8 protein-coding genes are annotated in these 7,426 nt (G+C 67.5%); 2 read left to right on the forward strand and 6 right to left on the reverse strand.

Going from position 1 to position 7,426, the window contains the following annotated elements; all coding sequences use genetic code 11:
* Nucleotides 1–52: 52 nt before the first annotated feature.
* The 5 genes from ACQKJZ_RS07350 to ACQKJZ_RS07370 are packed head-to-tail and all read right to left on the reverse strand — an operon-like array spanning nucleotide 53 to nucleotide 3,605.
* Nucleotides 53–1,570, reverse strand: a complete 1,518-nt coding sequence (locus tag ACQKJZ_RS07350; RefSeq protein ID WP_427730559.1) for an NAD(P)(+) transhydrogenase (Re/Si-specific) subunit beta — start codon at nucleotides 1,568–1,570, stop codon at nucleotides 53–55.
* A gap of 20 nt (nucleotides 1,571–1,590) precedes the next feature.
* The gene (locus ACQKJZ_RS07355) at nucleotides 1,591–1,890 is read right to left on the reverse strand and encodes a proton-translocating transhydrogenase family protein (RefSeq protein WP_267432777.1); all 300 of its coding nucleotides are present in this window, start codon (nucleotides 1,888–1,890) and stop codon (nucleotides 1,591–1,593) included.
* A 1-nt stretch (nucleotide 1,891) separates the two neighbouring features.
* On the reverse strand, nucleotides 1,892–2,347 hold the full coding sequence (locus ACQKJZ_RS07360) for an endonuclease domain-containing protein (RefSeq protein WP_427730554.1): 456 nt from the start codon (nucleotides 2,345–2,347) through the stop codon (nucleotides 1,892–1,894).
* A complete protein-coding gene (locus ACQKJZ_RS07365) occupies nucleotides 2,344–3,471 on the reverse strand; it encodes an NAD(P) transhydrogenase subunit alpha (protein ID WP_427730555.1) in 1,128 nt (375 codons plus the stop codon). The genes ACQKJZ_RS07360 and ACQKJZ_RS07365 overlap by 4 nt, the downstream gene beginning before the upstream one ends.
* Nucleotides 3,471–3,605 carry an aa3-type cytochrome c oxidase subunit IV gene (locus ACQKJZ_RS07370; RefSeq protein ID WP_312490494.1) on the reverse strand — a complete coding sequence of 45 codons (135 nt, stop codon included), beginning with the start codon at nucleotides 3,603–3,605 and terminating at the stop codon, nucleotides 3,471–3,473. Before ACQKJZ_RS07370 ends, ACQKJZ_RS07365 begins: the two co-directional genes overlap by 1 nt.
* A 244-nt stretch (nucleotides 3,606–3,849) precedes the next feature.
* On the opposite strand from ACQKJZ_RS07370, the gene ACQKJZ_RS07375 reads away from it, so the two are divergent.
* Entirely contained in the window at nucleotides 3,850–5,271 is a 1,422-nt protein-coding gene (locus ACQKJZ_RS07375) for a sigma-54-dependent transcriptional regulator (RefSeq protein ID WP_427730556.1), read from the forward strand.
* Nucleotides 5,272–5,306: 35 nt separating this feature from the next.
* Here ACQKJZ_RS07375 and ACQKJZ_RS07380 read toward each other — a convergent pair whose 3' ends face one another.
* Complete coding sequence (locus ACQKJZ_RS07380) at nucleotides 5,307–6,191, reverse strand: bestrophin family protein (RefSeq protein ID WP_312490497.1); 885 nt, start codon at nucleotides 6,189–6,191, stop codon at nucleotides 5,307–5,309.
* Between the two features lie 282 nt (nucleotides 6,192–6,473).
* Here ACQKJZ_RS07380 and thiD point away from each other — a divergent pair, with 282 nt between their 5' ends.
* Nucleotides 6,474–7,301, forward strand: coding sequence for a bifunctional hydroxymethylpyrimidine kinase/phosphomethylpyrimidine kinase (thiD, locus tag ACQKJZ_RS07385; protein ID WP_427730557.1), 828 nt, complete (start codon nucleotides 6,474–6,476; stop codon nucleotides 7,299–7,301).
* The last annotated feature ends 125 nt before the right edge of the window (nucleotides 7,302–7,426 follow it).

Consider the following 7,426-nt stretch of genomic DNA (forward strand, 5'->3'; position numbering starts at 1 on the left):
ACGTGCGACCCATGCGGACGTCCGGGAGTCGACGTCCGCGCGAATCAGGCGCTCAACCGAGCGCCTTGACGATCTCTTCGACCATCTTCTTGGCGTCCGCCAGCAGCATCATGGTGTTGTCGCGATAAAACAGCTCGTTATCGACCCCGGCATAGCCGACGCCGCCCATCGAGCGCTTGATGAACAGCACCGTCTTGGCCTTTTCCACATCCAGCACCGGCATGCCGTAGATGGGCGAGGATGTGTCGGTCTTGGCCGCCGGGTTGGTCACGTCGTTCGCGCCGATGACGAAGGCGACGTCGGTCTGCGCGAACTCGGCGTTGATGTCCTCCAGCTCGAACACCTCGTCATAGGGCACGTTCGCCTCGGCCAGCAGCACGTTCATATGGCCGGGCATCCGCCCCGCCACCGGATGGATGGCGTATTTGACGCGCACGCCCTCCTTCTTCAGCAGATCGCCCATCTCGCGCAGGACGTGCTGCGCCTGTGCCACCGCCATGCCGTAACCGGGGACGATCACGACCTGCTCGGCCTGGGACATCAGGAAGGCTGCGTCTTCGGCGCTGCCGCGCTTCCACGGGCGATCGACCGCCGCGCCACCGCCGCTACTGCCCGCATCGCTCGCTCCGAAGCCGCCCGCGATCACGCTAATGAAGCTGCGGTTCATCGCCCGGCACATGATATAGGACAGGATCGCACCCGAGCTGCCGACCAGCGCGCCGGTGATGATCATCGCGCTATTGTGGAGCGTGAAGCCCATCGCGGCGGCTGCCCAGCCCGAATAGCTGTTCAGCATCGACACCACGACCGGCATGTCCGCGCCGCCGATGGGGATGATCAGCAGGAAGCCGATGGCGAAGGACAGGATGGTGATCGTCCAGAAAATCCACGGCGCCTGATCACGGGTGAACATCGCCACCAGAATGATGATCGCGCCGAGGATGCCGAGGTTCAGCGCATGGCGGCCGGGTAGCAGGATCGGCTTGCCCCCCATATTGCCGTTGAGCTTCAGGAAGGCGATGACCGAGCCCGAAAAGGTGATCGCGCCGATCGCCACGCCCAGCGCCATTTCCACCCGGCTGACGACATGGATGCTGGCGAAGGGCTGTCCGATCATCGGCACGACCATGTCGGCGATGTCGAAGGCGAGCGGGTTGAGGAAGGCGGCACAGGCGACCGCCACGGCGGCGAGGCCGACCAGCGAGTGGAAGGCAGCCACCAGTTGCGGCATCGCGGTCATCGCGATGCGGCGGGCGGTGGTGATACCGATCAGCGCGCCGAGCCCGATGGCGGCGAGGATTTCGAACGCCGCCGTCCAATCGATCATCAGATCGTGGGGATTCCCCGGCGGTAGGGCATCGGCTCGCAGGGGCACATGCGTCACCAGCGTCGTGACGACCGCAATCGCCATGCCGATCATGCCGAAGCGATTGCCTCGCTGGCTGGTCGTCGGGCTCGACAGCCCGCGCAGCGCCAGAATGAAGCAAACACCCGCCACCAGATAGGCGAGCGAGACGAAAGGATTGGCGACGACGGCCTCGACCGCCGGAGCAAGCGGTGCAGGCGGCAGCGCAGGTGACACTGGGGCGATCACGAGCGCTTCTCCTTCTTGCGGTACATGGCGAGCATCCGCTGCGTCACCGCAAAGCCTCCGAAGATATTGATGCTGGCCAGTACCACCGCGCCCAGCCCCAACCACTTGGCGACCCCCGAACCGGTCGCCCCCGAGGTCGCGGCGGACGCGATCAGCGCACCGACGATGATGACCGAGGAAATGGCGTTGGTCACCGCCATCAACGGCGTGTGCAACGCCGGCGTCACCGACCAGACGACATAATAGCCGACGAAACACGCCAGCACGAAGATCGACAGGATCGCTATGAAGTCCATGCTATTCCTCCCCGGCACGGGGAGGGGGACCACTCGCCGCAGGCGAGTGGTGGAGGGGGGCCGCCGCCAGCGAGACGATCGAAGCGGCAACCGCCTCCACGTCGCGCAAGATGCCGGCGGCTCCGATCCGCATGACCCTGTACCCGTTGTCGTTCAAATATCGGTCGCGCGCGGTGTCCCGGATGGACCGCGTCTCTATGCCATGTAGGGCACCGTCGACTTCGACGATCAGGCGCGCTTTTGGGCAGAAGAAATCGGCAATGTAGCACCCAACTGGATGTTGCCGCCGGAATTTAATTCCGCCGGGCGCACCGCGAAGCTGTTGCCAGAGCATGACCTCCGGCAATGTCATGGTGCGTCTTAGCTTGCGGGCCAGTGATACTTCGGGACGACGTATTTGCCGCGCGCCCCCTCCACCGGCTTCGCCGGTCCCCCTCCCCGTTCCGGGGAGGATCATTGCGACAACCTCGGGTTCACCACCTGCCCATCTTTCGTCAGGCGGATCGCGTCACCGATCTCCGCATCAAGCACCGGCCGCTCGGCCTCCTTGTCCCAGAACGCCGCCAGGAAATTATACAGGTTGCGCGCGAACAGCGCGGAGGCGTCGGCGGCGAGCAGGCTGGGCATGTTGCGGTGGCCGACGATCGTCACACCGTGCCGCCGCACCACCTCGCCCGCGACCGCGCCCTCGACATTGCCGCCCGCCTCGACCGCCAGGTCGACGATCACGCTGCCGGGGCGCATCGTCGCGATCTGCGCATCGGTGACGAGGCGCGGCGCGGGGCGGCCGGGGATCAGCGCCGTGGTGATGACGATGTCCTGCTTGGCGATATGCCCGGCGACCAGTTCGGCTTGCGCCTTGCGATATTCCTCGCTGGTCTCGCCGGCATAGCCGCCCGTGCCCTCGCCCTCGATCCCCGCCACGCCCTCGACGAAGATCGGCTTGGCGCCCAGCGACTGGATCTGCTCGCGGGTGGCCGAGCGGACATCGGTGGCCGACACCTGCGCGCCCAGACGCCTGGCGGTCGCGATCGCCTGCAACCCGGCGACGCCCACCCCCATCACGAAGGCGCGCGCGGCCGGAATAGTCCCCGCCGCCGTCATCATCATCGGAAAGGCACGGCCATAGGCGCTCGCCGCCTCCAGCACCGCCTTGTAGCCCGCCAAGTTCGACTGGGACGACAATATGTCCATCGACTGGGCGCGGGTAATGCGCGGCATCCAGTCCATCGCCAGCGCCTCCAGGCCAGCGGCGGCATAGCCCGCCACCGTCTCGCGCCGCCGAACGGGATCGAAGGCCGCGACCACCCAGCCCCCCGGCGCCATGCCCGCCAGCGTCGCCGGCTCGGGCGCCTGCACCGCCAGCACGATATCCGCCCCCGCCAGAACGCCCGCGCGGTCGGCGACGGTCGCCCCCGCCTGTTCGTAATCGCCGTCCACGATCCCGGCCCGCTCCCCCGCCCCGCGCTCGACCGCCACGCGCGCACCCAGCGCGATCAGCTTGCGCACCGTCTCCGGCGTGGCGGCGACACGGCGTTCGGCCTCGGCGCTTTCGAGCAGGACCGCGATGCCGGGGGGCATCAGGCGATCAGCCAGATGACGATCGCAACCAGGATGGCGGCCGCGACCGCGCCCCATTTGAGAAGCGCGATCATCAAGTCATAGGTCGCGACATTGCCCTTGATGTCGCCCGTGCCGGTCTCGTTGGCGGCCATGCTCCCTCACCTCCGATATCGCCGGGACGTTGATCGCCCCGTTCGTCCTGGCGGCGAGTGTATGCGCCCGCGTGAGGGGATCAAGCCCGAAAGGGGCGAAACGCCAAACCCCGCATCCTTGCGCATGACTGTAAAGACTAGGGAAATTGTCTCGCCGATGCGGCCGACGAAAACTGTCCCGAATTAACGCGGATTTTAACGAAGTTGCGCTATAGAACGACCAACAGGGGTTACAGGACGGGTTATGACGCGCAACGGCCAACGTTTGCTGCTGCTGATCGATGACGAACCTGCCCAGCGCCGGCTGATCGCCGCGCTGGCGCAGCGGGGCGGCTGGCGTACCCTGTTCGCGACCGATGCCGACATGGCCGCCTCGATCATGGGATCGGCGCAGGGGCGCGAGCTGGACGCGGTGCTGATCGATCACTGGGCGCCGGGGGCGGACGCTACCGCGCTGATCGCCGAATGTCATGGCCTGCGCCCCGAACTGCCCATCCTGATGCTGACCGCCAACGACTCGGTGGCGCAGGCGGTGGCGGCGATGCGCGCCGGCGCGACCGACTTTTTGGTCAAGCCGCTGGCCCCCGAGCGGTTGCTCGCCGCGCTGGAGGCGTGCGTCGCGCGCCAGACCAGCGGCGAGTTGCGTCCGCTGACCGAGAAGATCCCCGCGCTGCTCGCCTTTGACGAGATCGTCGGCGACACGCCCGAGTTCCGCGCGGCACTGGGCGTCGCGGCCAAGGCGGCGCGCGCGCGCGTTGCCGTCCTGATCGAGGGCGAAGGCGGTGTCGGCAAGGAATCGCTGGCCGAGGCGATCCACGTCGCCAGCCCGCGCGCCCAGCGCGAGATGGTGCGCGTCAACTGCGCCGCCACGCCGGCCAACATGCTCGACAGCATCCTGTTCGGCCATGAGGAAGGCGCCTTCGCCGGCGCGTTCGAGCGCCGGGTGGGCAAGATCGTCGAAGCTGACGGATCGAGCCTGTTCCTCGACGAGATCGCCGGCATGCCGCTCGACACGCAAGGCCGGCTGCTCGACATGCTCCAGACGGGCGCGATCGTGCCGCTGGGCGCACGCCATGCGCGCGAGGTCGATGTCCGCGTGATCGCCGCCGCCGATGGCCGGTTGCTGGAGGCGGTCGAGGCGGGGCGGTTCCGCGAGGACCTCTATTACAAACTCAACGTCGTCCAGGTCGCCATACCGCCGCTGCGCGACCGGGCGGACGACATCCCCGCGCTGACCCGCCATCTGCTCGATCGGATCGCGCAGCAGCCGGGCCTGTACGCGCTCGACATTACCGACGAGGCGCTCGACCTGCTGCGCCGCTACGACTGGCCGGGCAATGTCCGCCAGTTGCAGAACGCGCTCTTCCGCGCCGCGGTGCTGTGCGAGGGCGATGCGCTGACCGCTGCCGATTTCCCGCAGATCGCCTCGCTCGGCGACCGTCCGTCGACGCCATCGGGGGCGCAGGGCACGCTGCACAATGGCGGGATCAACCTGTTCCGCCCCGACGGCCATTTGCGCCCGCTGGAGGATATCGAGGCCGACGTCATCCGCCTGGCGATCGGCCATTATCGCGGCCGCATGACCGAAGTGGCGCGGCGGCTGGGGATCGGCCGGTCGACGCTGTATCGCAAGCTGGGCGAACTGGGCATCGACAACGCGGCGTAAAGACATTCCTCCCCGTGCCGGGGAGGAGCTTCATATCACCACAACACTCCGTCGACCGGCTTCATCGGCTCGGGCGCGGGGTCGCCGATCGCCTGGAGCAGGTCGATCTCGATCGTCCGGCACATCGCACTCAGCGGCAGATCGTGTACCGTGTCGGAAAAGGGATCGACCAGGTCGTCGCCGATCTGAAGCGCGGCCAGGAACATCAGGCCCGCGATCGACGAGCCGATCGGCGTGGCGAAGCCCAGCGTCTCGACCAGACCGATCGGCAGCAGCACGCAGAACAACCGGGTGAAGAAGGCCGGGATGAAGCGATACTGGTTGGGCAGCGGCGTGTTCTTCAACCGCTCCATGCCGCCTTGCGAATTGGCGATGTCGACCAGCACCGATTCCATCTGCGTCTGCTGGATGGTGTCGATCCAGCCCTTGCGGCGGGCATCGTCGATCCGCCGACCGGTCCCGTCGAGCAGGCCGTTGGCGGTGTTGGTGCGTGCCAGCGCAGGCTCCGCCTCGCCGCGCGACAGGAAGCGCAGCACCTCGCCGTCCACCGGCTGCTTGCGCAACTGACAGCGCAGCGCGTTCACATAGGCGATCTGGCGCAGCACGATCGAACGCTTCATGTCATGCGCTTCGGGATCGGGCAGGAAGTTGCGCGCGCTACGGGCGATGTTGCGCGAGGCGTTGATCATCAGGCCCCAAAGCTGCCGCCCCTCCCACCAGCGCTGATAGGCCGAATTGGTGCGAAAGCCCAGAAACAGCGCGAGCGCGGTGCCGAACAGCGTCAGCGGCAGCGAGGGCGCCTTGAAGGGCAGGACATAATAGGCGACCGTGACGACCACGTCCCAGATGAACAGCGCCAGCAGCGGACGCCACACCTCGGCGATGATGACACGGGTCCGGGGTACGGCATCGACGATCAAATCAGGTCTCCCTCAAGCGGCCACGGCCTCGGTCTCAGGGCGCAGCAACGCCGGACCATCCGGTTGGATGCGCCTGCGAAATAGGGTCTGGGGCCGCCGAGGAAAGAGCCCGACGCCTCCCGGACATCAAACGTCACGAACCGGCATTGACCGGCCACCGATCATGCGGCGGACAAATCGTTCAAACACCGGGATTTGCGGCCTTCCGCCTCCCGGCCGGTGCGGTCATCACGCCCCGCCCCGCCCTTGCCGCGCGGGGGCTTGGCGGGCATGACGAAAATTATGACGTCTCCTCCCCCGCCCCGCATCCTGATCGTCGCCGGCTCCGATTCCGGCGGGGGGGCGGGCATACAGGCGGACATCAAGACGGTGGCGATGCTCGGCGGCCATCCGATGACGGCGATCACCGCGATCACCGCGCAGAACACGCTGGGGGTGCAGGCGGTGCACCCGGTGCCCACCGACATGGTGATGGCGCAGATCGACAGCGTGTTGAGCGACATCGGCGTTGACGCGGTGAAGATCGGGATGATCGGATCGGCCGAAACCGCGCATGCGCTGGCCGACCGGCTGGAGACGCTGGAACTGCCGGTCGTGTTCGATCCCGTCATGATCGCGACCAGCGGTTCGGTGCTGGCCGATGCCGATGTCATCGCCGCCTTCCGCCGGTTCCTGGGCCTGGCCGCGCTGACCACCCCCAACCTGCCCGAACTGGCGGCACTGGGGGGCGAGGCGGTGGTGCGGCACCAGACACGCGCGCTGCTGGTCAAGGGCGGTCATGGCGAAGGGCCCGTGATCGAGGACCGGTTGGTCGAGGCGGAGGGTGAGCAGCGCTGGCAGCATCCCCGGCTGGATACGACATCGACGCACGGCACCGGCTGTACGCTGGCCAGCGCGATCGCCACCGGGATGGGTCAGGGCATGACGCTGGCGGATTCGGTCGACCGCGCCATCGCCTTCGTCCAGGCCGCGCTCGCCGCCGCGCCCGGGCTGGGCCGGGGACATGGGCCGATGGGGCACACGCTGGGCATGGTGCCCTTCTACCACCTGCTCGCCGCGCTCAGTCGTGAAGGCTGGGACGCCGCCGCTTTCGCGGCGCGGTGGGGGTAAAGTTTTTCCTCCCCTGGAAGGGGAGGTGGCGCGCGCAGCGCGTCGGAGGGGTGTCACCCTATCGATAGCGGGACACCCCTCCGTCAGGCCTGACGGCCTGCCACCTCCCCTGCAAGGGGAGGAAT

It is taken from the genome of Sphingomonas sp. NPDC019816, from assembly GCF_050274375.1.
Classification (GTDB): domain Bacteria; phylum Pseudomonadota; class Alphaproteobacteria; order Sphingomonadales; family Sphingomonadaceae; genus Sphingomonas.

Coding starts and splice junctions, on each gene's coding strand:
- ACQKJZ_RS07355 (WP_267432777.1), bottom strand. CDS start 1,890: ATGGACTTCATAGCGATCCTGTCGATCTTCGTGCTGGCGTGTTTCGTC.
- ACQKJZ_RS07375 (WP_427730556.1), top strand. CDS start 3,850: ATGACGCGCAACGGCCAACGTTTGCTGCTGCTGATCGATGACGAACCT.
- ACQKJZ_RS07370 (WP_312490494.1), bottom strand. CDS start 3,605: ATGGCCGCCAACGAGACCGGCACGGGCGACATCAAGGGCAATGTCGCG.
- ACQKJZ_RS07360 (WP_427730554.1), bottom strand. CDS start 2,347: ATGATCCTCCCCGGAACGGGGAGGGGGACCGGCGAAGCCGGTGGAGGG.
- ACQKJZ_RS07365 (WP_427730555.1), bottom strand. CDS start 3,471: ATGCCCCCCGGCATCGCGGTCCTGCTCGAAAGCGCCGAGGCCGAACGC.
- thiD (WP_427730557.1), top strand. CDS start 6,474: ATGACGTCTCCTCCCCCGCCCCGCATCCTGATCGTCGCCGGCTCCGAT.